Source organism: Roseovarius sp. MBR-79 (assembly GCF_053628555.1).
On record NZ_JBRJGP010000007.1, the window covers coordinates 166,978 to 192,856 of the forward strand.

The 25,879-nt window shown below is 68.3% G+C and carries 28 protein-coding genes; 14 read left to right on the forward strand and 14 right to left on the reverse strand.

Annotated features, from left to right (window positions below):
- Nucleotides 1-27: 27 nt before the first annotated feature.
- From ACSSV8_RS09405 to ACSSV8_RS09420, 4 genes are all read left to right on the forward strand, one after another.
- Entirely contained in the window at nt 28-735 is a 708-nt protein-coding gene (locus ACSSV8_RS09405) for a DUF484 family protein (protein WP_454282260.1), read from the forward strand.
- Nucleotides 732-1,679, forward strand: a complete 948-nt coding sequence (locus ACSSV8_RS09410) for a tyrosine recombinase XerC (RefSeq protein WP_454282261.1) — start codon at nt 732-734, stop codon at nt 1,677-1,679. Before ACSSV8_RS09405 ends, ACSSV8_RS09410 begins: the two co-directional genes overlap by 4 nt.
- 83 nt (nt 1,680-1,762) lie before the next feature.
- On the forward strand, nt 1,763-2,350 hold the full coding sequence (locus ACSSV8_RS09415; protein ID WP_354537984.1) for a cytochrome P460 family protein: 588 nt from the start codon (nt 1,763-1,765) through the stop codon (nt 2,348-2,350).
- A gap of 91 nt (nt 2,351-2,441) precedes the next feature.
- Nucleotides 2,442-3,140, forward strand: coding sequence for a CDP-alcohol phosphatidyltransferase family protein (locus tag ACSSV8_RS09420; protein ID WP_354537985.1), 699 nt, complete (start codon nt 2,442-2,444; stop codon nt 3,138-3,140).
- Nucleotides 3,141-3,296: 156 nt separating this feature from the next.
- Here the strand turns inward: ACSSV8_RS09420 and ACSSV8_RS09425 are convergent, their stop codons facing one another.
- From ACSSV8_RS09425 to cobT, 4 genes are all read right to left on the reverse strand, one after another.
- A complete protein-coding gene (locus tag ACSSV8_RS09425) occupies nt 3,297-3,950 on the reverse strand; it encodes an alternative oxidase (protein ID WP_354537986.1) in 654 nt (217 codons plus the stop codon).
- 74 nt (nt 3,951-4,024) lie between these two features.
- Nucleotides 4,025-4,384, reverse strand: coding sequence for a 4Fe-4S dicluster domain-containing protein (locus ACSSV8_RS09430; protein ID WP_354537987.1), 360 nt, complete (start codon nt 4,382-4,384; stop codon nt 4,025-4,027).
- A gap of 97 nt (nt 4,385-4,481) precedes the next feature.
- Nucleotides 4,482-5,699, reverse strand: coding sequence for a hydantoinase/carbamoylase family amidase (locus ACSSV8_RS09435; protein WP_354537988.1), 1,218 nt, complete (start codon nt 5,697-5,699; stop codon nt 4,482-4,484).
- Between the two features lie 66 nt (nt 5,700-5,765).
- Nucleotides 5,766-6,776, reverse strand: coding sequence for a nicotinate-nucleotide--dimethylbenzimidazole phosphoribosyltransferase (cobT, locus tag ACSSV8_RS09440; protein ID WP_454282262.1), 1,011 nt, complete (start codon nt 6,774-6,776; stop codon nt 5,766-5,768).
- 73 nt (nt 6,777-6,849) lie between these two features.
- Here cobT and cobS point away from each other — a divergent pair, with 73 nt between their 5' ends.
- Nucleotides 6,850-7,602, forward strand: coding sequence for an adenosylcobinamide-GDP ribazoletransferase (gene cobS, locus ACSSV8_RS09445; protein ID WP_454282283.1), 753 nt, complete (start codon nt 6,850-6,852; stop codon nt 7,600-7,602).
- Nucleotides 7,603-7,711: 109 nt separating this feature from the next.
- Here the strand turns inward: cobS and ACSSV8_RS09450 are convergent, their stop codons facing one another.
- The 9 genes from ACSSV8_RS09450 to ACSSV8_RS09490 form a co-directional block, all read right to left on the reverse strand.
- The gene (locus ACSSV8_RS09450; protein WP_454282263.1) at nt 7,712-8,407 is read right to left on the reverse strand and encodes an ABC transporter ATP-binding protein; all 696 of its coding nucleotides are present in this window, start codon (nt 8,405-8,407) and stop codon (nt 7,712-7,714) included.
- Nucleotides 8,391-9,113, reverse strand: a complete 723-nt coding sequence (locus ACSSV8_RS09455) for an ABC transporter ATP-binding protein (RefSeq protein WP_354537991.1) — start codon at nt 9,111-9,113, stop codon at nt 8,391-8,393. Before ACSSV8_RS09455 ends, ACSSV8_RS09450 begins: the two co-directional genes overlap by 17 nt.
- On the reverse strand, nt 9,110-10,042 hold the full coding sequence (locus ACSSV8_RS09460) for a branched-chain amino acid ABC transporter permease (protein WP_454282264.1): 933 nt from the start codon (nt 10,040-10,042) through the stop codon (nt 9,110-9,112). The genes ACSSV8_RS09455 and ACSSV8_RS09460 overlap by 4 nt, the downstream gene beginning before the upstream one ends.
- The gene (locus tag ACSSV8_RS09465; RefSeq protein ID WP_454282265.1) at nt 10,039-10,959 is read right to left on the reverse strand and encodes a branched-chain amino acid ABC transporter permease; all 921 of its coding nucleotides are present in this window, start codon (nt 10,957-10,959) and stop codon (nt 10,039-10,041) included. Before ACSSV8_RS09465 ends, ACSSV8_RS09460 begins: the two co-directional genes overlap by 4 nt.
- Before the next feature lie 16 nt (nt 10,960-10,975).
- Nucleotides 10,976-11,572, reverse strand: a complete 597-nt coding sequence (locus tag ACSSV8_RS09470) for a hypothetical protein (RefSeq protein WP_454282284.1) — start codon at nt 11,570-11,572, stop codon at nt 10,976-10,978.
- Nucleotides 11,573-11,606: 34 nt separating this feature from the next.
- Nucleotides 11,607-12,893, reverse strand: a complete 1,287-nt coding sequence (locus ACSSV8_RS09475; RefSeq protein ID WP_454282266.1) for an ABC transporter substrate-binding protein — start codon at nt 12,891-12,893, stop codon at nt 11,607-11,609.
- 108 nt (nt 12,894-13,001) lie between these two features.
- Nucleotides 13,002-14,351, reverse strand: coding sequence for a hypothetical protein (locus tag ACSSV8_RS09480; RefSeq protein WP_454282267.1), 1,350 nt, complete (start codon nt 14,349-14,351; stop codon nt 13,002-13,004).
- Nucleotides 14,348-15,067: a 2-dehydro-3-deoxygalactonokinase gene (locus ACSSV8_RS09485; protein WP_454282268.1), complete on the reverse strand. Its 720-nt coding sequence runs from the start codon at nt 15,065-15,067 to the stop codon at nt 14,348-14,350. Before ACSSV8_RS09485 ends, ACSSV8_RS09480 begins: the two co-directional genes overlap by 4 nt.
- A complete protein-coding gene (locus ACSSV8_RS09490; RefSeq protein ID WP_354537997.1) occupies nt 15,064-15,483 on the reverse strand; it encodes a TIGR01244 family sulfur transferase in 420 nt (139 codons plus the stop codon). The genes ACSSV8_RS09485 and ACSSV8_RS09490 overlap by 4 nt, the downstream gene beginning before the upstream one ends.
- A gap of 122 nt (nt 15,484-15,605) precedes the next feature.
- Between ACSSV8_RS09490 and dapB the strand changes: the two genes are divergently transcribed.
- Both dapB and ACSSV8_RS09500 read left to right on the forward strand, forming a co-directional pair.
- Nucleotides 15,606-16,424 carry a 4-hydroxy-tetrahydrodipicolinate reductase gene (gene dapB, locus ACSSV8_RS09495; RefSeq protein ID WP_354537998.1) on the forward strand — a complete coding sequence of 273 codons (819 nt, stop codon included), beginning with the start codon at nt 15,606-15,608 and terminating at the stop codon, nt 16,422-16,424.
- Nucleotides 16,425-16,484: 60 nt separating this feature from the next.
- On the forward strand, nt 16,485-16,835 hold the full coding sequence (locus ACSSV8_RS09500; protein WP_354537999.1) for a dihydrodipicolinate reductase: 351 nt from the start codon (nt 16,485-16,487) through the stop codon (nt 16,833-16,835).
- Nucleotides 16,836-16,841: 6 nt separating this feature from the next.
- On the opposite strand, the gene ACSSV8_RS09505 is transcribed toward ACSSV8_RS09500, so the two are convergent.
- Nucleotides 16,842-17,033 carry a DUF1674 domain-containing protein gene (locus ACSSV8_RS09505; RefSeq protein WP_454282269.1) on the reverse strand — a complete coding sequence of 64 codons (192 nt, stop codon included), beginning with the start codon at nt 17,031-17,033 and terminating at the stop codon, nt 16,842-16,844.
- A 65-nt stretch (nt 17,034-17,098) separates the two neighbouring features.
- Between ACSSV8_RS09505 and ACSSV8_RS09510 the strand changes: the two genes are divergently transcribed.
- The 7 genes from ACSSV8_RS09510 to ACSSV8_RS09540 all read left to right on the forward strand — a co-directional run bounded on the left by ACSSV8_RS09510 (nt 17,099) and on the right by ACSSV8_RS09540 (nt 25,672).
- On the forward strand, nt 17,099-18,358 hold the full coding sequence (locus ACSSV8_RS09510) for an RsmB/NOP family class I SAM-dependent RNA methyltransferase (protein WP_454282270.1): 1,260 nt from the start codon (nt 17,099-17,101) through the stop codon (nt 18,356-18,358).
- Between the two features lie 176 nt (nt 18,359-18,534).
- The gene (locus ACSSV8_RS09515) at nt 18,535-20,277 is read left to right on the forward strand and encodes a heparinase II/III family protein (RefSeq protein WP_454282271.1); all 1,743 of its coding nucleotides are present in this window, start codon (nt 18,535-18,537) and stop codon (nt 20,275-20,277) included.
- Nucleotides 20,278-20,310: 33 nt separating this feature from the next.
- Nucleotides 20,311-21,900 carry a bifunctional phosphoribosylaminoimidazolecarboxamide formyltransferase/IMP cyclohydrolase gene (purH, locus tag ACSSV8_RS09520; protein ID WP_454282272.1) on the forward strand — a complete coding sequence of 530 codons (1,590 nt, stop codon included), beginning with the start codon at nt 20,311-20,313 and terminating at the stop codon, nt 21,898-21,900.
- A gap of 10 nt (nt 21,901-21,910) precedes the next feature.
- Entirely contained in the window at nt 21,911-22,381 is a 471-nt protein-coding gene (gene lspA / locus ACSSV8_RS09525; RefSeq protein WP_454282273.1) for a signal peptidase II, read from the forward strand.
- Nucleotides 22,382-22,432: 51 nt separating this feature from the next.
- Nucleotides 22,433-22,972 (forward strand): DUF3035 domain-containing protein, encoded by a 540-nt coding sequence (locus ACSSV8_RS09530; RefSeq protein ID WP_354538005.1) that lies wholly within the window; start codon nt 22,433-22,435, stop codon nt 22,970-22,972.
- A gap of 64 nt (nt 22,973-23,036) precedes the next feature.
- Complete coding sequence (locus ACSSV8_RS09535) at nt 23,037-24,362, forward strand: M16 family metallopeptidase (protein ID WP_454282274.1); 1,326 nt, start codon at nt 23,037-23,039, stop codon at nt 24,360-24,362.
- Nucleotides 24,359-25,672: a M16 family metallopeptidase gene (locus ACSSV8_RS09540; RefSeq protein WP_454282275.1), complete on the forward strand. Its 1,314-nt coding sequence runs from the start codon at nt 24,359-24,361 to the stop codon at nt 25,670-25,672. The genes ACSSV8_RS09535 and ACSSV8_RS09540 overlap by 4 nt, the downstream gene beginning before the upstream one ends.
- Nucleotides 25,673-25,879: the final 207 nt, after the last annotated feature.

Below are 25,879 nucleotides of genomic sequence, written 5' to 3' on the forward strand. Positions count from 1 at the left end.
CGTCAAAACACGGATATTGAGGCCGCAATGACCGCCAAGCCCCGCATCGACGACGCCCTGCGCGAGCGTATCATCACCGAGCCGGATGTGATCCTCGACGATACCGATCTCATGCGCGCCCTCATCGCGGCGAACGAGCGCGCCATGGGCGGCAATATCGTCGATCTGCGCGGCATCGCCATGGACCGGCTCGAGGCGCGGCTTGACCGGCTCGAGGATACGCACCGCTCTGTGATCGCGGCGGCCTATGAGAACCTTGCCGGCACCAATCAGGTGCATCGCGCCCTCCTGCGGATGCTCGACCCGGTGGAGTTCGAGACTTTCCTGCGCGATCTCGACGGCGAGGTGGCCCATATCCTGCGCGTCGATGCCGTCCGCCTTGTGCTCGAATCGGTGCAGAACGACAATGACCCGGCGGTGCGCCGTCTGGGCGACGTGCTCTCGGTGGCCGAGCCGGGCTTTATCCGCGCCTACCTCACCCGTGGCCGCGACGCGCCCGCGCGGCAGGTCACGCTGCGCCAGATCGAGGAGGGCGACATGCGCGTCTATGGCCGCACCGCGCCGCATATCCGCTCCGAGGCGTGCCTGCTTCTGGATTTCGGATCGGACCGCCTGCCGGGGATGCTGGTGATGGGGGCAGAGGATCCGCACCAGTTCAGCCCGCAGCAGGGCACCGACCTTCTGGCGTTCTTCGCAGGCGTGTTCGAGAGGGTGATGCGCCGCTGGCTGTCGTGATCAGCGCGGCCGCCCGCGACGCTCTCCAGACGTGGCTGGCCACGCAAAAGGCGCTCAACGGGGCCTCGGACCACACCATCGACGCCTATGCGCGCGACCTGCGCACGTTTCTCACGTTCCTTTCCGCTCATCACGGCGCGGCGCAGGGCCTCGGCCCGCTTGCCCGGATCACCACCTCCGACATGCGCGCCTTCATGGCGCACGAGCGCGGCACGGGCCTTGGCCCCCGCTCGCTCGCGCGCCGCCTCTCGGCGGTCAAGAGCTTTTACCGCTGGCTGTCGGAGCGCGAGGGGTTCGAGCCCACTGCCGTTCTGTCAGCGCGCAGCCCGAAATTCACCCGCAAACTGCCCCGCCCGCTGAGTGAAGATGCCGCGCGCGACGTGATCGAGCAGGTCGATTTCCAATCTGGTGAGCCATGGATCGCCGCGCGCGACCGCGCCGTGGTGACGCTGCTCTATGGCTGCGGGCTGCGCATTTCCGAGGCGCTCGGCCTCACCGGCGCGGCACTGCCCATGGCGGAGGTGCTGCGCATCACCGGCAAGGGCGGCAAGGAACGCATCGTGCCGGTGATCGCCCCCGCCCGCGCCGCCGTGGCCGAGTATGCACGGGCCTGCCCCTTCCCGATCACGGCTGCCACGCCGCTTTTCTTCGGCGCGCGCGGCGGCGCGCTCGGGCCGCGCCCGGTGCAAAAGGCGATGGAACGGGTCCGCGCTCAGCTTGGCCTGCCCGCCACCGCCACGCCCCACGCGCTGCGGCACAGCTTTGCCACGCATCTGCTCAACGCGGGCGGCGATCTGCGCGCAATCCAGGAGCTTCTGGGCCACGCCTCGCTCTCGACCACAGAGGCCTATACCGCCGTCGATACGGCACGGCTGATGGAGGTCTATGCCCGCGCCCATCCACAGGGCGGCGACCGCGCGTCTGACATCCCCCTCACAGAATAGTTAAGTTCAATTACAACCGAGATATGCGAGGCTCCGCCCCGGATGACCCCGTGAGTCACGACAGAAACCGGAGAAAGACCATTATGAAACGACACTATTTCGCCGCCGCCACCCTGGCCCTTGGTGTGATGATGGGCCAGCAGGCCGCAGCACAGGCCTGCGCCGCCAATGTCGAGGATCCGTTTGACCTTGACGAGGCCGCGATCACCGAAATCTACGCCTGCATCGGCGACCGGATGGCCGAGGCCTACGCCAAGGAAGGCGATGAGGTCGCCGCCGCCTATCGCGACTGGACCGTGACCGCGACCCGCCCCGCCGTGCAAGGCGCGCATGGCAGCCGTCTGCTCATGACTTTCGCCAACGATATCGCCGCCGAACAATATCTGAAATTTGCCGAAGAGGGCGTGGTGATGCCCGCAGGCTCCGTGCTCGCCAAGGAGAGCATCACCATTTCGACCAAGAAGAAAGAGGCCGCCGTCGGCCCGCTCTTCATCATGACCAAGGGCGAGGCCGGATCCGCGCCCGACACCGGCGACTGGGTCTATTCGGCGGTGCAACCCAATGGCAAGCCGATGAAATTCAAGCAGAGCTTCTGCCATGATTGCCATGTCGCCTGGGAAGCGCAGGACATGATGGCCTATCCGGTGGAAGAGGTCCGCGTCTCCAACTGATCCGCCACTCATGCGGTTTTTGGCCCGGTCTCCCGCAAGGGGGGCCGGGTTTCGCTTTGCAAATCTGTCATCCTTGCGTCATGAAACGGGCATGACACCTCGATTGAAAGCCTTGCTCGTTCACCTGCTCACGGCCACCGGTGCCGTCTTCGCGATGCTGGCGATGCTCGCCGCCATCGACCGCGAATGGGAGCTGATGTTTCTGTGGCTGGTGGTGGCCTTTGCCGTCGATGGGATCGACGGCCCGCTCGCGCGCCATTACGATGTCAAGACCAATGCCCCCGAGTTTGACGGGGTGCTGCTCGATCTGATCATCGACTATCTGACCTATGTCTTCATCCCGGCCTTCGCGCTCTTCAAGTCCGATCTGCTGCCGGGCTGGACGGGCTGGGTGGCGATCATCGTCATCACCTTTGCCAGCGCCATGTATTTCGCCGATACCCGCATGAAGACCAAGGATAATTCCTTTTCCGGCTTTCCCGGTTGCTGGAATATGGTGGTGCTTGTCTGCTTCGCGCTAGAGCCGAATTTCTGGATCATCCTCGCGCTGGTCACGGCGCTTTCGGTGGCGATGTTCCTGCCCTTGAAGTTCATCCACCCGGTGCGCACGCGCCGCTGGCGGTGGGTGTCGCTGCCCATGGCGCTTGCCTGGACCTTCTTCGCGGGCTGGGCGGCCTGGGTGCATTTCGACCCGCAAAGCTGGGCACATTGGGGGTTGGTGGTGACAAGTCTCTACCTGCTCTTCGTGGGCATCGTGCAACAGCTCGTGCCCGCGCGCGAGGCGCTCTGAGCATACCTCCGTCTCGCGCGCGGTCATATCGCAGACCTCGCCGCGCAGCAGCCCGATGTTGATCGCGTCCCCGGCGGCATGAGCCTGTGAACCACCCGGTGCCCGATCTTTGCAAGCGCGCAAATCGGGCACCCGGCTTCAATCGGCCTGAACCTCTCAGGGATGCCGCCCGTCCATGATCTGATTGGCAAAACCGTGGTTGGTATCGCGGTGATTTGCCTCGTCGGCGCGCACGGCGATCACCACCTCCCGCAGCCGTGCCCCCTCGGGCAATGCCCAATAGTCGATGGCGATCTGCGGCGCGGGCACGTTCGCTTGCCGTCCCGCGTCGATCTCGGCAAGGTATTGGGTGTAGCTGACCACCGCCTCCTCCTCAAGATAGCCGACGATGCGGTGGGCGGTGCGCGGCGCAAGCAGGTAGGTGAAGAAGAACACGTTATAAAATATCGCCTGGGCGATCATGATGAGCCACCGCTCGCCCCGCGAGGGTTGGGCGATGTGGATGAAGGTCATCAGGTGCATCCGCTCGTTTTCCGCCTCGTCGAGCAATTCACGGATCCAGCCCTGATCGTCGCGGATATGACGCACCGACTTGAGGTGCTGCAAGAGCCCGCCCACCATCCCCGGCACGGCAGCGACGGTTTCCAGCACCACGGCCCGATGTCCGTAGCGTTTGGAAAAGAACGCATCGGCAAAGACGCGCATGACTTTCACCACCCGGAGCGCGATCCGGTCATGGATGTCGCGCGGGGCGTGGTGCGCGTGCAGGTCGGTCGTGTCGTCAGGCTGGAAGTCGTGGCTCTGTTTCATGGCATGCTCCCTTTCTCCGAACCGAGATGGGGGGCAAAGATGAATTTTACATGCGACATTTGGCGCGGGCATGCTCAGATCGTGCCGACGGATTCCCCGCTGCTGCGCAGATCCTCGACGCAGAGCACCGGCTCGCCGTCGCTTGCCAGCGCCCGCTCGCGCGCGCGCAGCATGGCCGCTGTATAGACGATCGCCCCTCTTACGCACACATCGGCGCAGAGACCGCATTGCTCGCAGAGACCGCGCTCTGACGTTACATGGGGATAGCCCAGCGGATCGAGCGCAAGCACCTCGGACGGACAAACCGCCACGCAATCGCCACAGCCGGAACAGCACTCGGCCAGTTGCTGACGCCCCGCCGTGCCGGGCGGGCGGCGCACGTCCTTTTCCGTAAGGATCGTGCCCGCGGGCTCCCGTTGCCAATCAGGATACATGGCGTCCTCCCGTAATCAGAATGCCATGCAGCAGACCGGTTCAACACGATCACGCTAGCGCATGAAAACGAGTCGGACAATGATGCTTGTCAACTTTTCATGACAGACCTTCCTGAGCTGCGGCGCGCGTCACCGCCCCGGCCAGCACCTCCAGCCCCGCCACAAGATCCGCCTCGGCGGTATCTTCGGCGAAGGCGTGGCTGATCCCGTCGATGGACGGCACGAAGAGCATGGCCGTGGGCAAGAGCCGCGCCACGTTGGTTGCGTCATGCAGCGCGCCCGATGGCATCCGCCGCCAGCGGCCCGGCGCCACGGCCTCGGCGCTTTGATCAAGCGCCGTGCACAGCCGGGCATCCATGGTCACCGGCTCCAGCCCCAGAAGATCGCCGAACGCCACGCGCAGGCCCATGTCCTGCGCCACCTCCTGCGCGGTGGTGCGGATGATCGTCTCCATGCGGTGCAGCCGGTCGGCGTCCCCGTCGCGCCACTGCATCGAGAAGGTGGCCCGCCCCGGCACGATGGAATGCGCATCCGGATGCAGGCGCACATGGCCGATGGTCCAGACCGTCTGTGGCGTCACGACATTGCGCAAACGGTCATCAAGCAGGGTGTTGAACCGCGCCAGCCCCTGAAACGCGTCGCGGCGGCGGTGCATGGGCGTGGTGCCTGCGTGGTTCTGTTCGCCCTCCAGCGTGATGCGCATGTCGCGGATGCCGACGATATCGGTCACGACCCCCACCGCCTCGCCCGCCTCGTAAAGCCAAGGGCCCTGCTCGATATGCATCTCGAGAAACCCGGTGAAACGGGCCGGATCGACGAAATCCCCGGCCAGATGCACCATGGCCGCGCGCGCCTCGGCAAAGCTTGTGCCGTCGCGGTCGGTCAGGCGGTCGGCCTCCGCAAGCGGCAACGTGCCCGCCCAGATAGCACTTCCGGTGGTGACGCCGAAACGCCCCTCCTCGTCCTGAAAGGACACGACCGAGACCGGCGGGCCACCTGCCTCGTGGCAGGCACGGGCAATCTCCAGCCCGGCGATGACGCCAAGCGCCCCGTCGAGCCAGCCGCCCTCGGGTTGGCTGTCGGAATGGCTGCCGACCAGAAACGAGCGCCCCTCCGCCAGCCCGAAAAGGTTGCCCACCGGATCGAATTGCGGGCTGAGACCGGCGGCGCGCATCTCACCGGCCAGCCAGTCGCGCGCGGCGATATCCGCCGCACTGAAGGCTGGGCGCACCACGCCACGCCCCACCCCCGCCGCGCCAAAGCCGCGCAGGCGGTGCAGATTATCCAGAAATCTCTGTGGGTTGATGGGGATCATGCGGCGCTCCTTCTGTCGGTTCCCTGCCAGCCTAGTGGCGCGGCGCGGGGACGCAACCGCATTCCCTCAACCGCCCGAAACGCCTGCCTCGGCAAAACTCGCCATGCCGGAATGGCAGGCAAGCGCCGCCTGCACCACGCCCATGGCCAGCACCGCGCCCGACCCCTCGCCCAGACGCAGCCCGAGTGACAGGAGCGGCGCCTTGCCCAGCCGGTCCAGAAGGCGCGCGTGACCCGGCTCGGCGCTGACATGGCCCGCAAGCGCATGATCGAGCGCGCCCGTCGCCTCGGCCTCCAGACAGGCGGCGGCGGCGGTGCAGATAAACCCGTCGAGCAGGACGGGGATGCGCAGCACACGCGCCCGCGTGATCGCCCCCGCCATGGCCGCGAGTTCCCGCCCGCCAAGCGCGCAAAGCACCCCAAGGCCACCCCGCGCCGGATTGGCCGCAACCGCCTGCGCCACCACATGCGCCTTGGCTGCAAGGGTCGCATCGTCAACCCCCGTGCCGCGCCCGGTCCAGTCCTCGGCGCGGCCCCCGAAAAGCGCAAGCGCGATGGCCGCCGCGGACGTGGTGTTGCCGATGCCCATCTCGCCCGCGACAAAGAGATCAGCCTCCGGGTCCACCGCGTCCCAGCCGGTTGCCAGCGCCGCCACGCAGTCTGCCCCGGACATGGCGGGGCCTGTGGTGATGTCGCCCGTGGGCCGATCAAGGCACAGCGCGTGCACATCGAGCCGCGCGCCCACAACGCCCGCCAACTGGTTGACCGCCGCCCCCCCCCCCCTGAAATTCGCCACCATCTGCGCCGTGACCTCGGGCGGAAAGGCAGAGACGCCGCGCGCCACCACGCCGTGATTGCCCGCGAAAACCGCCACCTGCGGGCGGGTGACGCGCGCGCGGGCATCGCCGCGCCAGCCGCAATACCACGCGGCCACCTCTTCAAGTCGGCCAAGCGCGCCGGGCGGCTTGGTCAGCGTGGCGTCGCGGGCGCGCGCGGCGCGCATTGCTGCCGTGTCTGGTCCGGGCAGGTCGCGCAGGAGGGCGGCAAACCCGGCGAGCGTGGCGAAGGGGGCGGACATGGCGGCCTCGTTGCAAGTCTCGATGGCCTTCTGTATCGCGGGGGGCGCGCCGACCCCAGAAGAAACCGCCACGATGACCGACAAGGCCCTCCTCCGTCCCATCGACCTTGCGCTTGCGCTTGGCCTGCTCACGCGCCTGCCGATCTCCGTGAGAGACACGGCGCGCGGTGCGCGCGCGGCCTGGGCCTGGCCGCTGGCGGGGGCGGTCCTGGGCGGGCTGGCCGCGTGTGTCGGCTGGGGGGCGCTGGCGCTTGGCCTGCCCACGCCGGTGGCGGCGCTGCTCGCGCTCGGCGCGCTGGTCATGCTGAGCGGCGCGCTGCACGAGGACGGGCTTGCCGATACCGTCGATGGGTTCTGGGGCGGCTGGACGCGCGAACGGCGGCTCGAGATCATGCGCGATAGCCGCGTGGGCAGCTACGGGGTGATCGCGCTGGTCGTGACGCTGGCCCTGCGCGGCGTGGCGTTCTGGCTTCTTTTCGAGGCCGGACCCGGCGCGGCGGCGGCGGCGCTCGTCACCTCGGCGATGCTGTCGCGTGCGGCGATGGCGGGGGCGATGGCCGCCCTGCCCCATGCCCGCGAGACGGGGCTGGCACAGGCGCAGGGCCGCCCGCCGGTGGCAACCGTCGCGGTTGCCGTGGCGCTGGCAATCGGCGCGGGTTTGCTCCTGTGCGGGATGTCCGGCCTTGTGGCCGCGGCGGCCGCGGCGCTGGTGGCCGGCATCATTACGAGGCTGGCACGGGTAAAGATCGGCGGTCAGACCGGCGATGTTCTGGGGGCGGTGCAACAGGGGGCGGAAATCGCGGCGCTGCTCTGCCTTCTGGTGTGACTGGCCCTCGGCCGGTTCGGGCACGGGTGCCGATGTGGCCGGGGGCATCCTCCGGCTTGACGGGAGGATCTCCTGGCCGAGGGTGACGGTGTGCCCCCGGACCGGTTCTTCAGACGCCCAGATACCGGTTGGCGCGTGCGCGCGCGGCGCGCAGCGCCGCTGCGCTCATCTCCTCGGCCAGCCGCCCGTTTTCCAGAAACGCCACCCGGTCAGCGACCGAAAGCACCGCATCGAGGCGCTGTTCCACGAGCAGGATCGCCACGCCTTCGGCGCGTTTTTGCGCCACCACATCGCGGATGACGGCGATCATCGAGGGTTGCAGCCCCTCCGTCGGCTCATCGAGCAGGAGCGCGCGGGGCCCAAGGCAGAGCGCGCGCGCCAGCGCCAGCATCTGCTGTTCGCCGCCCGAGAGCGTCTCGGCGCGCTGGCGCAGCCGGTCGCGCAGGCGCGGAAAAAGGCCAAGCACCTCTTCGCGCAGCACCCCGCCGCCCTGCCTCGTCCTCAGCCCGACATCGAGGTTTTCCGCCACGCTCAGCCCCGCGAAAAGACGGCGGCCCTGCGGCACATAGCCCAGCCCCGCCCCCGCTATGCGATGCGGGGGCAAGGTGTCGAGCCGCGTCTCGCCAAGCCAGACCTCGCCGCCCATGGGCGGCAAAAGCCCCATGGCCGCGCGCAAAAGCGTGGTCTTGCCCGCGCCGTTGCGGCCCATCAGGCACAGGATTTCGCCGGGTGCCACGGTGAGCGAAACACCGTGCAGCACCTCCGCCGCGCCGTATCCCGCGCTGAGATCAGCGATCCGCAGCATCCGCCCCCCCCAGATAGGCCGCCTGCACCGCGCGGTTGGCGTGGATCTCTGCCGGTGTGCCCTCGGCAAGGATGCGCCCGGCGGCCATGACGGTGATCCGGTGGGCCAAAGCCATGACCACGGCCATGTTGTGCTCGATCAGAAGGATCGTGACCTCGCCCGCCAGAGCGCGCACAAGGGTCTGAAACCCCTCGATTTCACCGTCGCTCAGCCCTTGTGTCGGCTCATCGAGGATCAGAAGGCGCGGGCGTTGCACAAGGCCCATGGCAATCTCCAGCAGGCGCTGATGGCCGTAGGCCAGATCGCCGGCCACCTGACCTGCGCGCCCCTCCAGCCCCACCCGCGCCAGTGCCTGCGTGACCGCGCCCGTCAGCCCCGCCCCGCGCGCCCGCCGCCGCGCGGCCAGCGTCACGTTTTCGGCCACGCTCAGCCCCGCAAAAATCGACGTGATCTGAAAGGTATAGGCCATCCCCAGCCGCATCCGGCGATGTGCGGGCAGGCGGGTGATGTCGCGCCCGTCGAATGTCACGCGACCGCTTGAGGGCGCGATGCGGCCCGCGATCATGCCCACCAGCGTCGTCTTGCCCGCCCCGTTGGGGCCGATGAGCGCGCGCACCTCCCCCGCCGTCAGGTCAAGGTCGACGCCATCCACGGCGCGCAGCCCGTCGAAATCGCGGATGAGGCCGCGCACGGACAAAAGGCTCATGGCAGCCCCCGCCAGAACCTGCGTCGCACCTCGCCCATGATGCCCTGCGGCGCGAAAAGCGTGAGCGCCACCAGCGCCACCCCGGCGATGAGCATGTAGGCACTGGTCAGCCCGGAACTCAGGTCGATGAGATAGAACATGAAAAGCGTGCCGATGAAGGGGCCAAGCACGGTGCCCGCGCCGCCCAGAAGCACCCAGAGAAGCGGCAGGATCGAATATTGCACGCTTGCGAAGGTAGCACCCACATAACCGAACAGCATCCCGTAGACCGCCCCCGCCGCCGCCGCCATCGTGCCAGAGGCGACCATGGCGGCAAAGCGGTGCGCCTGCGTGTCATAGCCCAGCATCCGCACGCGCTCCTCGTTCTCGCGGATCGCCACCAGCACCCGGCCGAAGGGCGCGCGCACCAGCGCGAGGCTCAGGAGCAGGCAGACGGAGAAAAGCGCGAGTGCGGCGAGGTAGCGGGGGCCGGGGGCGCTCAGGTCGAGGCCAAGAAGGGTGCGGCCCGCCTGCGCCAGCACGAACCCTTCGTCGCCCCGTGTCCATTCGCCGAAATGCAGGATGGTGAGGAACCCCGCCTGCGCGAACATCAGCGTGACGATCATGAAGGCCACACCAGAGGTGCGCAGCGCCAGCGCCGCGACGAGGCCCGAGACCACCGCGCCCGAGGCGATGCCAAGCGCCAGACCGGTCCCTGCGCCAAGCCCCAGATGCTGCACCCCCATGCCCATCCCATACATGCCCGCCGCGAAGAAGAGCGCGTGGCCAAGGCTCAGAAGGCCAGTATAGCCGAAGAGCAGGTTATAGGCCAAAGCGTAGCTTGCCAGCACCATCACCCGCGCCAGATTGCCATGGTGATAGGCGGGCAGAAGGACATGCGCCACCAGAAGCAGCGCCAGAAGCCCCAGATGCAGCGCCAGCGCCCTCACCTCCCGCGCGCCCCGAACAGGCCCTGCGGGCGGAACACCAGCACCAGCGCCACCAGAAGCGTGGCGAGGATCTTGGCCAGCGTCGGCGAGAAGAACACCGATATGATCCCGTCCGAAAGGCCGATCAGCACCGCCGCCACCAGCGTGCCGGGCAGGCTGCCAAGCCCGCCGATGATCACCACGATGAAGGACAAGAGCAGCGGATCGGCCCCCATCAGGTAATGCGCCTGTTGGATGGGCACGATCAGCACCGCGGCCAGCGCCGCCAGCGCCGCGCCAAGGCCGAAGGTCAGCGCATAAACCCGCTCGACGGGGATGCCGAAGGCGGTGGCCATCTCGCGGTCGGCCTGCGTCGCGCGCATCACCAGCCCCGCACGGGTGCGCGCCAGAAAGAGCCACAGCGCGCCAAGGATCGCCGCCGCCGCACCGATCACCGCCAGCTTGTAGGTGGTTGTCCCGAGGCCCCAGGGCCAGATCAGCGCCCAGCCGTCCACGCCCCTCTCCAGCCACGGCAGCGCGATGCGGCTATTGAAAGGGGCCACCACGGGGCGCGCATCGGGGCCATAGGTCATGAGCGTGAGTTGTTGCAGGATGTAAAGGAGGCCGATGGTGGCCACGATGGTGCGCTCGGGATCGTAGGAGAGCCGCTTGAGGATGGTCACATCCGCCGCCACCGCGAGCGCGCCGACCAGCAGAGGTGCCACCCCCAGCGCCAGCGCAAAGCCCCACGGCCCCGCCACGGCCTGCGTCACCCACCAGGCCAGCACCGCGCCCAGCATGAAAAACTCACCATGGGCGATGTTCACGACCCGCATCACGCCGAAAACAAGGCTCAGCCCCGCCGCTGTCAGCGCCAGCACGGCGGCTGTCACCGCGCCTTCCAGCGTGGCGAGCATCAGGTGGGGGCCGAATTCCATCAGCGCCGCGCCCCGGTCATTCGGGCACGAACTCCACCCCGCCCATGAGCAGGCGCTGATCGGCGGTCAGCGTCACGATCTGGCCATGGGCCCGCTCCAGCTTGCGCGCGACCACCTCGTTGCGCGCCTCCCAGTTATAGTCGCCATCCGCGCGCACCGGGGCCCATGTCAGCCGCCCGCCCTTGCGCCACGGATCGAGCACGATGCCGGTCTCATACTCGGCCCCTTTGGCGCTGACGATGGCGGTGGAATGTTCCAGCCGGAACCTGTTCTCGGCATTGGCGACCGCGCGGTGCAAATCAAGCGTCTCGAACCGCTCCTGCTTCAGCCGGTCCTCCATGTCGCGCGCCCAGTGCCAGCAGAGGCCGCGCGGCTTCAGCCCCATATTCACCTTGGTATTGTGGATGAGCGGCGGGTCGGTGATCTGGTATTGCTGCGCCAGCCGGTGCGTATGCTCGTAGCTGACGCGCGCCGCGCGCTGCGCCTCCTCGCGGTCCACCTCCGGCCCGAGCCCCGCGATGGCGGCGGCGAGGCGCGAGACTTCGTCGGGGGTGGCAGGGGGCGGCGGCGCGCCACAGCCCGCCAGCGCCAGAAGCGCCAGCCCCTGCACCATCTGCCTGCGCGTCACGCTCACGGGCCTCGCCTCCTCAGAACGGTTGTTGGGTATAGTCCACCTGATCGGGATAGAACGTATCCTCGATCGAGGTGCGATGCACGCGGATAAGCCGCCCACCCTCGACCCGGCTGATGTTCTGGTGGCCGAAGACCTGATGCGTGCGCCCGTTGAACCGCTTGGCCCCCTGCGGATGGGCAAGGCTTTCGGGGATATCCTCCATCGCCTCGACCGCCTCGATGAGCGCGGCGCGGTCCTGCGGCCCGGCATAGCCCGAAGCCTCCATCCCGGCCTTTATGATGTGCAGCGTCTCCCAACAGCCGAACATGTGGCCATAGGTGGACACGTCGCGCGGATCGGCGAGCGACGCGCCGCGCTCGCCCACGCCGACGGCAGCGCGATAGGCGGTCTCGTGCGCGCTTTGATCGGGCTGCGCGTGGCGGCACATGCCTTCCCAGAAATGGCTGCCTTCGAGGAATTCCAGACCGGGGCTGTCGATGGCCACCGCTTCCAGACTGTCGATGAAGCCGAAAAGCTGCGGCCCCTGCCCGCCAAAGAACTCGCCCAACTCCTTGACGAAGGTCAGCACGGCAGGCCCGACCATGACGTGATAAAGCACCTCTGTGTCGCGCGGGATGCGCGGGAAATACTTGGTAAAGGAGGTCTCGGTCGGCGGAATCGCGATCTTTTCCAGCACGGTGCCGCCCTGCGCCTCGATGGCGGGCACAAGGTTGTCGCGGTGATCATAGCCGAAGCCGTAATCGGGAAAGATCATCGTGACCTTCTTGCCAAGGTTCCCTGTGATGAAGGGGGCCATGGAAATGACCTGCGCCTTCACATCGGTGATACCGGGCTGCAACGTGTAGCGGTTGAGCATCCCCGAGGACACATGCGTGCCCTCCGAGACCACGAAATAGGGCAGCTTCAACTCCCCCGCGCGCGGGGCGGAGCCGATCACGACATGGGAAAACAGTGTGCCGAAAGCCACGTCAACGCCGTGCTGGTTGGCGAATTTCTCAAGCACCTCGGCCCCGCGCTTGGGGTCGGTGCCGTCATCCTCGGTGACGATCTCGACCGGGCGGCCATTGATGCCGCCGCCCGCGTTGATGAGCTGCGCCGCCGCCTCGACCGTGCGGCCATACCAGCGCCCATAGGCAGCACCGATGCCGGTGCGATGCTGCTGAAAGCCGAGCCGGATGGGCGCGGCACTCTGGGCATGGGCGTAGCGCGCCCACAAGGGAAGGCTCGCGGCGGCGGCCCCGGCCGTCAGGGTGCGCAGGGCGTCGCGGCGCGTCGGGCTGGCTTGGGTCTTGATGGTCATGGGCGGGTCTCCGCTCCCTTGTCTTGCAGATGTGTCTTGCACATGCGGCGCGATTGCCGCGCGCGCAAAATGCGCAACCTGCCCGCGCTTGTCCAGCCTCTTGACCCCTCACGCCCCGCGCGGCGCGGCCAGAAGCCACAGGCCAAAGACCGTGTAGGCCACCATGAATGCCGCGAGCGGGGCCTGTCCGAGGGCGGCCCGGCGCACCGATTGGCCCGTGTGCAGGGCGATGGCATGGGCCAGCATCAGCGCGATGACATGGCCCGCCACGACAACCCCCGCCTGCGTCAGCCAGATGAGGCGCACCGGGCCGGGATGGCTCAGGAACCCGGCGCTGACATGGATATGGCCCAGATGAAGCGCCTCGGCCAGCCCCGCCAGCACGTATTGCCCATCCAGAAGCAACGAGGGCAGGTAATGCGCGATGTGATAGGCAAGGGCTATGGGCAGGAGCGTGGGCGCGTAGAGGCGGATGAGATCGCGCGCCGGCGTCGCGTCATGGGCCAGCCGCGCGCCGAGCGCGAGCGCGCCCGCGAAAATGACGAGGAGCGCGGCATTGGCGATAAGCAACCCCGCCACATTCACCGCCACCACCGCCGAGCGACCGGGAAATTCCAGCGGATTGGTGCCGATTAGGGCCAGCCACCAGAAGGTTTCATTCAGCCCGTCAAAACTGCCCGAGCCGAGCAGAAGCAGCATCAGCACCGCAAGCGCAAGCGACGGACGCGGGCCGCGCAGCACCTGCCAGCCCGGCAGGCCCAGCGCCCGCCGCCTGCCCCGCCGCCCGAACACCCCCATTCCGGCATAGGCGCGCAGAAAGACGCCTAGCACCTCGCCGCGCACCAGCCAGCGCGGTCCGAAAAGCACCAGCGCGGCAAGTGTCACGATGGCATAGCCCGCCACCACCACCGCGAGACGCGCCGGATCGGCCGGGGCGGGATCGGCGAGCAGGAACCCCGCGACGGCGAGAAAGCCCAGAACGGCGGGCCAATGCCCCCAACCGCGCGGATAGCGCAACGGCGGCCTTCGGCGCAGGCCGAGACGGGCCAGTGCCCGCCACGGATCGAGGCGCGACCAGATATCGCCCCAAAGGCCCTGAAGGGAGACGAAACCCATCCAGAACACCACCCAGACGGCCAGCGAGACCGGATTGCCCAACGGATCGCGCGAGCCGCTCCAGCCCTGCCAGACCAGCCAGAAAAGCAGCGCCGCGACGGCAAGACCGGGCCAGACCGCGGGGCGCGCGCGCCGCCAGAGCGTGACGGGACGGAACGGGGCCAGCGCCGCGCGCCCCGGCAAAAGCGCCAGCATCAGAACGGTGAGCGTCACCACCAGACCGCCGGAGAGGATATAAAGCTTGGTGGGCAGCAGCAGGATAAATCCCTGTTCGGTCGCGTGCGCCTGCGCCTGCCCAGCAAGCGTGACCCAGAGCGCCGCCGCGCCGCCGACCCGCCTCATGCCACAAGCCGCGCCAGCGCCGCGAGTGCCGGGGGCAAAAGCGTTTCGGGGTCGTGGCAACTGACCGGCACGCCTTGGGCCTCAAGCGCCGCCGCGCGCCCCGAGGCGGCCCCGGCAGGGGCGACGAGGCGGACAGTCTGGCCCAGCCAATAGGGCCGCGCGGCGGCAAGTTCCGCGCCGAGAAGATGGCCGGTCAGCGCCTCGGCGCGGCCCGTCACCTCGGCCACGCGCAGATGCGCGGCAAGGCGCTCGGGGCGGCTCAGGCTGTCGGCAAGGGCGTCCGCGTCCACGTCTTCCGCCCCGCCCAGCGCCGTGACAAGGCGGGGGGTGAGAAAGCTGAGGCAACTCACCGCCTCGCGCGCGCTCAGATGCACCCAATGCGCGAGCGTCGGGGTCAGCACGCAGGCGACTCCGTCCCAATCGGGCGACACCTCGCTCAGGCCGATGAGCAGAAGGCGCGTCCAGCCGTCGAGCACATCTGCGGGGCTGTCCTGCGCCAAACCCGGCAGGGTCGGGCCGGTTTCGGGCAAGAGCGGCGCGGGCAGGCGCTCGGCCGCCCCATCGCCCACGCGCAGCACCAGGCCGGAGGTCCCGGCAAGCGCGGCAAGCGCCTCGTCGGGCGTGACCCCGCCCGCCTCGGCCACGACCCGCGCCCCCTTGAGCGCGAAAGCGCGGCCTGCGCACCCGTCATGACCGCAAAGGCGCCAGTGGCTCATCGCGCGGATTGCAACTGCGCGACAAGGCCCGACATGTCATAGCCTGCATCCGCGCTGCGGCGCAGGATTTCATCCGCTCCGAGCGTCTCGAACTGTGTCATGCTCCACATCACCGTGCAGCGCGTGCCGGTGCGGCAATAGGCAAGGATCGGCTTGGGCAGGGTGTCGAGCGCGTCTTGGAACGCCCGCGTATCGTCCTGTGTGACCTGACCCGAGACGATGGGCAGAAACGCAACCGTCAGACCGGCGGCGCGGGCGGCCTCGGCCACGCCGTCATAGGCGGGCTGCCCCCATTCTTCGCCATCGGGGCGGTTGCACAGGATCGCGCGATAGCCCGCAGCGGCGATGGCGGGCACGTCCCCGGCCTCGATCTGGGGGGAGACGGAAAAATCCTCGGTGATCTTGCGCAGGTCCATGACATTCTCCTTGGCTGGGCTGGCGGTGATATGCGCGCGAATCGCGGCCAAGATCAATGCCGCCGCCTTGCCGGATGCGCAGACGCGGGCTAAGCAGGCGACGATTGGAAAAGGAGCGGGACATGGGCGATCTGCCGGGTATCGTGATCAACGGCGTCTCGGGGCGCATGGGGCAGATGCTGGTGCGCGTGGTGGGCGAGAGCACGGCCGCGCGCCTGACGGGTGCGCTGGAACGGGCAGGCCATCCGTGGATCGGGCAGGATCTCGGGCGCGCCATGGGCGGGGCCGATCTGGGCGTGGTGGTGAGCGACGACCCGCTCGAGGTGGTGGCCGCCGCTCATGCGGTGATCGATTTCACCGCCCCCGCCGCGAGCGTGGAGCTGGCCACGATCACGGCACAGGCGCGGGTGGTGCATGTGATCGGCACCACCGGCTTTGACGAGGACCACCTCAAGCGCCTGTCGGCGGCTGCGCGTCATGCGGTGATCGTGCGCGCGGGCAACATGAGCCTTGGCGTCAACCTGCTGGTGCAGCTGACCAGACGCGTGGCCGCTGCCCTCGACGAAAGCTTCGACATCGAGATCGTCGAGACCCATCACAACCAGAAGGTTGACGCGCCCTCGGGCACGGCGCTCATGCTGGGCGAGGCGGCGGCAGAGGGACGGGGCGTGGCGCTCGGGGCGGTCTCTGACCGGGGCCGCGACGGCATCACCGGGCGGCGCGAGCGCGGCCATATCGGCTTTGCCGCGATCCGCGGCGGCGATGTGGTGGGCGAGCATGACGTGATCTTTGCGGGCGCGGGCGAGCGGATCGTGCTGCGCCATATCGCCACCGACCGGGCGATTTTCGCGCGGGGCGCGCTGCGCGCTGCGCTCTGGGGGCAGGGCAAAAAGCCCGGCGAATATGACATGCTCGACGTGCTCGGCCTCACGCCCGAGTGATCCGGGCGGGCCGTGACGGCGTAATCCTCGTGTAACATATGCCGTCACGAAGGGTGTGCCATGCGATACGCGCTTGTTCTCTTTGTCTTTCTGGGATTGCCGGTGCCTGCGCTCGCGGATTTTGCGCCGGTGACCCATCGTGATGGCTTCGTGTCGCTGATAACCGGCCGCGACCTGACCCGTTTTGGCATCCGCCTGACGGTGACGCCGGACGGACAGATAACGGGCCGCGCCTTTGGCCGCGATGTGCGTGGCGCATGGCGCTGGAACGGCGATTATTTCTGCCGCAGCCTTTATTGGGGCGAGATGGATCTTGGCCCCAATTGTCAGGCCGTGCGCCTGAAGGGCGATACGATCCGCTTCATCTCGGATGAGGGCACCGGGCAGTTCGCGGATCTCTACCTGCGCTGAGCGCGCTCAGAAATCGACCGCGAGGCCCTTTTTCTCCCAGTCGCCGTAGCGCACCGGCTCCAGTCCCTCGCGGCGGCCGCCCAACTCCCTCGGCAGGTCAAGCCCGGCGGCCTTGCGGCGGCGTTCCTCGGCCTCGGCAAGGGCGCGCTGCGCGGCGGGGGGCAGATCGCGGGGCGTGGTGTCGGTATCGGCGGTCATGGCGCTTTCCTCTGGCTCTGGGCGTTGATATATCGCGCGCCTGTCCGATGGCCAAGGAAAAGCCCATGACCCAGCCAATCCCCGCCCGCGCCGCCGCCGCGCGCCTGCTTGATCAGGTGCTGGGAGAGGGGCGGCTTCTGTCCGAGACGCTGGGCACGCTTGACCCTCTGGTCCCCGCCGAGCGCGCCCGCGCGCAACGTCTGGCGGTGGCGGCCCTGCGCGGGCTGGAGCGGGCCGACCGGCTGCTCGCGCGGCACCTGCGCAAGACGCCCCCACTGCCCGTGCGCAACGTGCTGCGCGTGGCAGTGGTGGAACTGGCGCAGGGCGGCGAGGCGCACGGGGTGGTGAGCGACGCGGTGGGGATCGTGGGCGCAAGCCCGCGCCACGCCAAGCTCAAGGGGTTGGTCAACGCGGTGCTGCGCAAGCTCTGCGACGAGGCCCCGCGCACCTGGCATGACCTGCGGGTACCGCGCCTGCCCGAGTGGCTGCGCGCGCCGCTGGTGGCGGCCTGGGGCAAGGGTGCGATCACAGGGATGGAGCGCGCGCATCTGGCGGGCGCGCCGCTCGATCTGACGGTGAAGGACGCGCCCGAGGATTGGGCTGTCAAACTCGGCGGCGAGGTGCTGCCGACCGGATCGGTGCGGCTGCGCGATCCGGGGCAGATCTCGGCCCTGCCGGGCTATGCCGAGGGCGCGTGGTGGGTGCAGGATGCCGCCGCCGCCCTGCCCGCGCGCATCCTTGCCCCACAGGCGGGCGAGACCGTGCTCGACATGTGCGCGGCACCGGGCGGCAAGACGCTGCAACTGGCGGCGGCAGGCGCGCGGGTGGTGGCGGTGGACCTCTCCGAGACGCGCATGGCACGGGTGACCGAGAACCTTGCGCGCACCGGGCTGACAGCGGACTGCGTGACGGGCGACGCACTGGCGCAAGAGGGCACCTATGACGCAGTGCTCGTGGACGCGCCCTGCTCCGCCACCGGCACGATCCGGCGACATCCGGACCTGCCCCATGCCAAGGACGGGGCCGAGATTGGCGCGCTGATCGAGCTACAGGCGGCCATGCTCGATCACGCCATATCGCTCCTGCGTCCCGGTGGGCGGGTGGTGTTCTGCACGTGCTCGCTTCTGCCCGACGAGGGGGAATGTCAGGTGGAGGCCGCGCTTGAACGGCATCCCGGTCTTGTCGCGGATCGCGCCGCGCTGGCGTTGCCGGGGGTGGACCCCGCATGGATCACCGAAGAGGGCGGACTGCGGCTGCGGCCCGACTTCTGGCCCGAACGGGGCGGCATGGACGGGTTTTACATGGCGTGCCTGCGGCGGGGGTAGTGCGGGGGATCACCCTCCGGCCCGAGCGGACGATCTCAGATCCGGCAGACCCTCGGATCACGTCCGAGGGTGACGCCGGGAAAAAGACGGCGTTGCACGCCGCAATCGGGCGGTGACTTGCGCGCGCGCGGCGCGTATAGTCCGGCCCGAGCGCCGCAAGAAGCGTGCAGAGGCATATGTCGCATTCCGAACCCCTGTCCGCGCGCTGGGCGCATCTGAGAAACCGGCTCGCCGCGCGGCGCGCGGCGATGGGCCGTCCGGCCACGGCCTTTGTCTCTCAACCCGAGCCGCGCAGCATCGGCTATCTGGCGCGGGGGCGACAGCTTTGCGCGGGCAATCTGGTCTTTGGCGGCCATCTGGTCGAGGCGCCGGGCGTCATGCTCTGGGACGTGCCCGCGCCCGATGCGGGATTTGCCCAGGAATTGCACGGTTTTGGCTGGCTTGACGATCTGGCGGCTGCGGGCGATGCGGCGGCACGCCAGCGTGCGCAGGCCTGGCTCTGGGCGTGGATCGCGCGCTACGGGCGCGGCCATGGGCCGGGCTGGACGCCCGATCTGGCGGGGCGGCGGCTTATCCGCTGGATCAGCCACGCGATTTTCCTGTTGCGCGGCCAGCCACCCGAGGCATCGCAGGTCTTCTTTCGCTCGCTCGCGCAGCAGGCGCACTTTCTTGCCCGGCGCTGGCGCGCGGCGGCACCGGGGCTCAAGCGGTTCGAGGCCCTGACCGGCCTTGTCTATGCGGGCGTGTCGCTCGAGGGGATGGGGCATCTCACGGCCGAGGCGCGCGCGGCGCTCGCGCGCGAATGTGCGCAAGGTATCGACGCGGGCGGCGGTACCCCCTCGCGCAACCCCGAGGAATTGCTGGAGGTGTTCACCCTGCTGACCTGGGCCGCGCTTGGCCTGAGCGAGGCCGGACAGGCCCCCGACGAGGCACATTGGCGCGCGGTGGAGCGGACCGCCCCCTGCCTGCGCGCGCTGCGCCATGCCGATGGCGGGCTGGCGCGGTTCCATGGCGGCGGGCGCGGCCTCGACGGGCGGCTTGATGCGGCGCTGGCGGCAAGCGGGGTCAAGGCGCGGGCCGCGACAGGGCTGGCCATGGGCTATGCGCGGCTGGCGCGCGGGCGCACAAGCGTGATCGTGGATGCAAGCGCGCCGCCCGTGGGCGCGGCCTCGGAGGGGGCACATGCCTCGACGCTGGCGTTCGAGCTGACATCGGGGCGGCGCCCGCTGATCGTCAGTTGCGGCTCGGGCATGAGTTTCGGTCCCGAGTGGCGGCGCGCGGGCCGCGCCACGCCGTCTCATTCGACGCTGGTGCTGGCCGGCGGATCAAGCGCGCGGCTGAGCAACGACACGCGGCACCCCGACCGCCTGTCAGAGGCACCGCGCGATGTGCCCGCGCAGATCACCCGCGCGCCGGACGGACTCCGCTACGAGGGCGGGCATGACGGCTACCTGCGCAGCCATGGCCTGACCCATGCGCGCAGGCTCGATCTGGCGGCGGACGGGCGCGCGCTGGTGGGCGAGGACATGTTGTTGTCCCTCGACGCGGCCGGCAAGGCGCGATTCGACCGCGCGCTCGATGCCACGCGACTGCATGGCGTGCCGTTCGATATCCGGTTTCACCTCCATCCCGATGTGGAGGCCTCGCTCGACATGGGCGGCACGGCGGTCTCGCTTTTGTTGCGCAGCGGCGAAATCTGGATATTCCGGGCGGATGGCGGGGCCGCTTTGGCCTTGCACCCGAGCGTCTATCTTGAAAAAACGCGCCTCAAGCCGCGTGCGACAAGACAGATCGTTCTGTCTGGCCGCGCGACGGGTTATGCGACCCGCATCCGCTGGTCCCTGGCCAAGGCGCAGGAAACCCCGGTCGGCATCCGAGATGTCGCCGAGGACGTGCCCGACCCGGAGACCGAGGACTGATTTTCGACCGCTCCGACGAAGGACCAAATCCCGATGACCAATCCCGCGCCTGTCACCCGCGCCCTCATTTCCGTTTCCGACAAGACCGGCCTGATTGATCTGGGCCGCGCCCTGGCCGACCGGGGGGTAGAGATCTTGTCCACCGGCGGCACCGCGAAGGCGCTGCGCGACGCGGGGCTGGCCGTGCGCGATGTGGCCGAGGTCACGGGCTTTCCCGAGATGATGGACGGGCGCGTGAAAACGCTGCACCCGATGGTGCATGGCGGGCTTCTGGCGCTGCGTGACAACCCCGAGCATCGGGCCGCGATGGAGGCGCACGGGATCGGCGCGATCGACCTTCTGGTGGTCAATCTCTACCCGTTCGAAGAGACCGTGGCGCGGGGCGCGGATTACGAGACCTGTGTCGAGAATATCGACATCGGCGGCCCGGCGATGATCCGGGCAGCGGCCAAGAATCATGCCCATGTCACCGTGGTCGTGGATGTCGAGGATTACGGGGCCGTCATCGCCGACATGGATCAGCACGGCGGCGCGACCTGCCCGAAATTCCGCCGCAAGCTGGCGCAGCGCGCCTATGCCCGCACCGCCGCCTATGATGCCGCCGTCAGCACCTGGCTGGCCGAGGCGATCGGCGACGAGGCACCGCGCCGCCGCGCCTTTGCCGGGACGCTCGCGCAAAGCCTGCGCTATGGCGAGAACCCGCATCAGCGGGCGGCCTTCTACGTGGACGGATCAAACCGCCCCGGCGTGGCCACCGCGCGGCAGGTGCAGGGCAAGGAGCTGAGCTATAACAACATCAACGACACCGATGCGGCGTTCGAACTGGTCAGCGAATTTGCGCCCCATGACGGCCCCGCCTGCGCCATCATCAAACACGCCAACCCCTGCGGCGTGGCGCGCGGCGCGACATTGCTCGACGCCTATAAATCCGCCTTCGATTGCGACCGCACCAGCGCCTTTGGCGGGATCATCGCGCTCAACCAGCCGCTTGACGGGGCCACGGCAGAGGAAATCGCCGGTATTTTTACCGAAGTGGTGATTGCGCCGGGGGCCGATGACGCCGCAATGAGTATTTTCGCCAAGAAGAAGAACCTGCGGCTTCTCCTGACCGAGGGCCTTGCCGATCCGGCGGCGGCGGGGCGGATGATCCGGCAGGTCTCGGGCGGCTATCTGGTGCAGGACAAGGATGCCGGACAGATCGGCGCGGATGACCTGCGCGTGGTGACGCGGCGCGCGCCGAGCGAGCGGGAAATGGCCGATCTGCTCTTCGCCTGGACCGTCGCCAAGCATGTCAAATCCAACGCCATCGTCTATGTCAGGGACGGGGCCACCGTGGGCGTGGGCGCAGGCCAGATGAGCCGTGTCGACAGCTGCAGGATCGCCGCGCGCAAGGCGCGCGACATGGCCGAGGCGCTCGGCCTGCCCGCGCCCTTGACCCAAGGCAGCGTGGTGGCGTCGGACGCGTTCTTTCCCTTTGCCGATGGCCTTCTGACGGCGGCGGAGGCCGGGGCCACGGCGGTGATCCAGCCCGGCGGCTCGATGCGCGACGACGAGGTGATCGCGGCGGCGGATGCGGCGGGGCTCGCGATGGTGATGACCGGCATGCGCCACTTCCGGCACTGAGGCAGGGCATATGCGGCTGGTCTTCTGGATTGCATTCTGGGTTTTTCTGCTCGATCAGGCGAGCAAGTATCTCGTGGTTCACATGCTCGATCTGCGGATGCTGGGGCGGATCGACGTGTTGCCGCCCTATCTCAACCTGCGGATGGCTTGGAATTACGGCATCAATTTCGGGCTGCTGGCGGATGACAACCCGCTCACACGCTGGATGCTGATCGCCGTGGCGCTGGTGATTTCCGGCGCGGTGCTGTGGTGGGTGCGCGCCGAGGATGCAGGGCCGTTGCACCGGATCGCGGCGGGCTTGCTTGTGGGCGGGGCGCTTGGCAATGTCGTGGACCGGTTGATCTATGGCGCGGTCGCGGATTTTCTCAACATGTCCTGCTGCGGGATCGACAACCCCTATGCGTTCAATGTGGCCGATATCGCGGTCTTTGCCGGGGCGTTCGGCATGCTTCTGCTACCGGCGGAGAAAAAGCCCTCGTGACCTTGGCGCGCGGATGCGATACATGGGCGTGACAGTTGCAGGAGAGTGGCGATGTGGATGCCGCGCAAGACCGTTCTGATGCTCATGGCCGCCGCGCTTGTCGCGGGCTGCGGCGGGCGTGACCGCGAAGTATCGCTGACCAAGTTGCGCAATACGGGCAACGGGCCGGACGAGTTTTCGATCATCCCGAGCAAGCCCCTGGAAATGCCCGAGGATGTGGCCGCGCTGCCCGCGCCGACGCCGGGCGGGGCGAACCGCACCGACCAGAACCCGTTGGCCGACGGCGTTGCCGCGCTCGGCGGCAATCTGGCTGTGACACAGGCCGAGGCCGCGTCGGCGGCCAATGCCGGGCTGCTGGCCCATGCCACCCGCTACGGCCGTGATCCCGGTGTCCGTCAGGCGCTGGCCGCAGAGGACCGCGAGATCCGCAGTCGTTATGGAAATGTCAACATTTTACGCGGCATCATGCCCGGCGACGATTACGTGCAGGCCTATGAGCGGCAATGGCTCGATGCCCATAACGAGGAGCGCCGCTTGCGGCGCGCCGGTGTGCGCACCCCTGCCGCCCCGCCGCCACCCGACCGACGCTGAGTGCGCTTGAATCCCCGGTCCGGGGGCGTATCTATGTGCTAACGTCCCCAATCGGAGATCTGCCATGCGCCGACTGCTCACCGCTTGCCTTCTTACCCTCGCGCCTCTGGCCGCGCAGGCCGAGGCCGTGACGCATTTCACGCTTCAAAACGGCATGGAGGTGGTGGTGATCGAGGACCGGCGCGCCCCGGTGGTCACGCATATGGTCTGGTATCGCGCCGGTTCGGCGGATGAGACCCCCGGCGTCTCGGGTGTTGCGCATTTTCTGGAACACCTGCTGTTCAAGGGCACCGAAACCATGGCGCCGGGCGAATTCTCGGCCACGGTGGCGCGCAATGGCGGATCGGACAATGCCTTTACCAGCTATGATTATACCGCCTATTTCCAGCGCATCGCCGCCGACCGGCTTGATCTGGTGATGGGGATGGAGGCCGACCGCATGGTCAACCTCCAGCTTGACGAGGCCGATATCCTGACCGAACGCGATGTCATCATCGAAGAGCGCAATCAGCGGGTCGAGAACAGCCCGTCTGCGCTCTACCGCGAGCAGAAAAGCGCGCTGCAATATCTCAATCACCGCTACGGCGTGCCGATCATCGGCTGGCGCCACGAGATGGAGAGGCTCGGGCTCGAGGATGCGCTGGACTACTACCGCCGCTATTACGCGCCCAACAATGCCATTCTCGTCGTCGCAGGCGACGCGGACCCCGAGGAGGTGCGCGCGCTGGCCGATAAACATTACGGTGTGATCCCGGCCAATCCCGACCTGCCCGAGCGCGCCCGCCCGCAAGAGCCGCCGCAACTGGCCGAGCGGCGGATGACATTTCACGATCCGCGCGTGTCGCAACCCTATGTCAGCCGCTCTTACCTTGCCCCCGAACGCGACAGCGGCGCGCAGGAACGGGCCGCCGCCCTTACCCTTCTGGCAGAGTTGCTGGGCGGCGGACAGACCGCCGTTCTGACCCAGAAACTGCAATTCGAAAGCCAGATCGCGGTGCAGGTCGGGGCCTGGTATTCGGGCATGTCGCTTGACAGCACCACCTTCGATCTGGTGGTCGTGCCCGCCCCCGGCGTGACGCTGGCCGAGGCCGAGGCGGCGATGGACGATGTCCTGACCGGGTTTCTGGAAACCGGCCCCGATGCGGCCCACCTGGAGCGGATCAAGACGCAGGTGCGCGCGCAGGCGATCTATGAGCGCGATGACGCCTCGTCGCTGGCGCAGCGTTATGGCGCGGCCCTCGCTCAGGGCCTGACGGTGGCGGATGTGCAGGCATGGCCCGAGATCCTGCAAGCGGTCGGGCCCGAGGATATCATGACCGCCGCGCGCGAGGTGTTCGACCGGCGGCAATCGGTGACGGGCTGGCTGATGGCCCCGGAGGTGACGCAATGATCCGTTTCGTTCTGACGCTTTTGCTGCTGGCCGCAACCCTGCCCGCGCGCGCGGGCGTCGAGATTGCCGAGATCACCACGCCGGGCGGATTTGAGGCCTGGCTGGTCGAGGATCATTCGATCCCCTTCGTGGCGCTGGAAGTGCGCTTTCGCGGCGGTGCCTCGCTTGATGCGCCGGACGCGCGCGGAGCGACCAACCTGATGGTGGGGCTGCTGGAAGAAGGTGCAGGAGAGCGCGACGCGCGCGCCTTTACAGAGGCCACCGAGGAACTTGCCGCGCGCTTCGGCTACAGCGTGAGCGATGACGCAGTCAGCATCTCGGCGCGATTCCTGACCGAAAACCGCGACGCCTCGGTGGACCTTCTGCGCGACAGCCTGATCGCGCCGCGCTTTGACGAGGACGCCATCGAACGGGTGCGCGCGCAGGTGCTGGCGGGGCTGCGCTCGGACGAAACCAACCCGCGCGACATCGCAAGCCGAGAGGCGGCGCAGCTCATCTACGGCACGCATCCCTACGGTTCCAAGCAGGAGGGCACGCCCGAGAGCGTGGCCGCCCTCACCCGCGAGGATATTCTGGCCGCGCATCGGGCGGCGATGACCCGCGACCGCGTCTATATCAGCGCCGTCGGCGACATCACCGCCGAAGAGCTTGGCACGCTCCTCGATCACCTGCTGGGTGATCTGCCCGAGACCGGCGCGCCGCTGCCGCCGCGCGCGGAACTGACCCTGCCCGGCGGGATCAAGCTGGTGGATTTCGCAACGCCGCAATCCGTCGCGCTCTTTGCGCAACCGGGGCTGGACCGGCATCACCCGGATTTCTTCGCGGCCTTCATCCTCAACCACATCCTTGGCGGCGGCGGGTTTGAAAGCCGGTTGATGACCGAGGTGCGCGAAAAGCGCGGGCTTACCTATGGCGTCTATTCCTACATCGCCGACCGCGACGCAGCGGAGGTCTGGACCGGCTCGGTCGCCTCGGCCAATGACCGCGTGGCCGAGGCCATCGCCGTGATCCGCGCCGAATGGGCGCGGCTGCGCGACGAGGGGGTGACGGCGGAGGAACTGGAGAATGCCAAGACCTACCTCACCGGAGCCTATCCGCTGCGCTTTGACGGCAACGGCACCATCGCCTCGATCGCCGTGGGGATGCAGATGGACGGGCTGCCCACCGATTACATCGTCAACCGCAACGACATGGTGAACGCGGTCACGCTTGACGAGATCAATCGCGTGGCGCGCGAGTGGCTCGACCCCGAGGCGCTGACCTTCGTGGTGGTGGGGCAACCCGAGGGGCTGGAAGGCACACTGAACTGAGGGCAGGGCACCGCGGGCTTTGGCCTATAGCGGAGGTTTGGGGAGCCGCGCGAGTGCCCGACCGCGGGTGGGCGCTCCAACGGCTTTGGTCGTTGCTTTATGGTGCCGAATTCTTGAACGCTTGTGCGGGTGTACAGCGTTGCAGAAGCGCCCGCCCGTCCGGGCGGTCGGGCGCTCGCGCGGCGGGCTTCGCCCTTGATTCCGCGC

Bases quoted from the DNA above. Each gene is read 5' to 3' on its own strand.
- ACSSV8_RS09405 (WP_454282260.1), top strand. From the start codon at position 28: ATGACCGCCAAGCCCCGCATCGACGACGCCCTGCGCGAGCGTATCATC.
- ACSSV8_RS09415 (WP_354537984.1), top strand. From the start codon at position 1,763: ATGAAACGACACTATTTCGCCGCCGCCACCCTGGCCCTTGGTGTGATG.
- ACSSV8_RS09420 (WP_354537985.1), top strand. From the start codon at position 2,442: ATGACACCTCGATTGAAAGCCTTGCTCGTTCACCTGCTCACGGCCACC.
- ACSSV8_RS09425 (WP_354537986.1), bottom strand. From the start codon at position 3,950: ATGAAACAGAGCCACGACTTCCAGCCTGACGACACGACCGACCTGCAC.
- ACSSV8_RS09430 (WP_354537987.1), bottom strand. From the start codon at position 4,384: ATGTATCCTGATTGGCAACGGGAGCCCGCGGGCACGATCCTTACGGAA.
- ACSSV8_RS09435 (WP_354537988.1), bottom strand. From the start codon at position 5,699: ATGATCCCCATCAACCCACAGAGATTTCTGGATAATCTGCACCGCCTG.
- cobT (WP_454282262.1), bottom strand. From the start codon at position 6,776: ATGTCCGCCCCCTTCGCCACGCTCGCCGGGTTTGCCGCCCTCCTGCGC.
- cobS (WP_454282283.1), top strand. From the start codon at position 6,850: ATGACCGACAAGGCCCTCCTCCGTCCCATCGACCTTGCGCTTGCGCTT.
- ACSSV8_RS09450 (WP_454282263.1), bottom strand. From the start codon at position 8,407: ATGCTGCGGATCGCTGATCTCAGCGCGGGATACGGCGCGGCGGAGGTG.
- ACSSV8_RS09455 (WP_354537991.1), bottom strand. From the start codon at position 9,113: ATGAGCCTTTTGTCCGTGCGCGGCCTCATCCGCGATTTCGACGGGCTG.
- ACSSV8_RS09465 (WP_454282265.1), bottom strand. From the start codon at position 10,959: ATGGAATTCGGCCCCCACCTGATGCTCGCCACGCTGGAAGGCGCGGTG.
- ACSSV8_RS09470 (WP_454282284.1), bottom strand. From the start codon at position 11,572: ATGGTGCAGGGGCTGGCGCTTCTGGCGCTGGCGGGCTGTGGCGCGCCG.
- ACSSV8_RS09475 (WP_454282266.1), bottom strand. From the start codon at position 12,893: ATGACCATCAAGACCCAAGCCAGCCCGACGCGCCGCGACGCCCTGCGC.
- ACSSV8_RS09480 (WP_454282267.1), bottom strand. From the start codon at position 14,351: ATGAGGCGGGTCGGCGGCGCGGCGGCGCTCTGGGTCACGCTTGCTGGG.
- ACSSV8_RS09485 (WP_454282268.1), bottom strand. From the start codon at position 15,067: ATGAGCCACTGGCGCCTTTGCGGTCATGACGGGTGCGCAGGCCGCGCT.
- ACSSV8_RS09490 (WP_354537997.1), bottom strand. From the start codon at position 15,483: ATGGACCTGCGCAAGATCACCGAGGATTTTTCCGTCTCCCCCCAGATC.
- dapB (WP_354537998.1), top strand. From the start codon at position 15,606: ATGGGCGATCTGCCGGGTATCGTGATCAACGGCGTCTCGGGGCGCATG.
- ACSSV8_RS09500 (WP_354537999.1), top strand. From the start codon at position 16,485: ATGCGATACGCGCTTGTTCTCTTTGTCTTTCTGGGATTGCCGGTGCCT.
- ACSSV8_RS09505 (WP_454282269.1), bottom strand. From the start codon at position 17,033: ATGACCGCCGATACCGACACCACGCCCCGCGATCTGCCCCCCGCCGCG.
- ACSSV8_RS09510 (WP_454282270.1), top strand. From the start codon at position 17,099: ATGACCCAGCCAATCCCCGCCCGCGCCGCCGCCGCGCGCCTGCTTGAT.
- ACSSV8_RS09515 (WP_454282271.1), top strand. From the start codon at position 18,535: ATGTCGCATTCCGAACCCCTGTCCGCGCGCTGGGCGCATCTGAGAAAC.
- purH (WP_454282272.1), top strand. From the start codon at position 20,311: ATGACCAATCCCGCGCCTGTCACCCGCGCCCTCATTTCCGTTTCCGAC.
- lspA (WP_454282273.1), top strand. From the start codon at position 21,911: ATGCGGCTGGTCTTCTGGATTGCATTCTGGGTTTTTCTGCTCGATCAG.
- ACSSV8_RS09530 (WP_354538005.1), top strand. From the start codon at position 22,433: ATGTGGATGCCGCGCAAGACCGTTCTGATGCTCATGGCCGCCGCGCTT.
- ACSSV8_RS09535 (WP_454282274.1), top strand. From the start codon at position 23,037: ATGCGCCGACTGCTCACCGCTTGCCTTCTTACCCTCGCGCCTCTGGCC.
- ACSSV8_RS09540 (WP_454282275.1), top strand. From the start codon at position 24,359: ATGATCCGTTTCGTTCTGACGCTTTTGCTGCTGGCCGCAACCCTGCCC.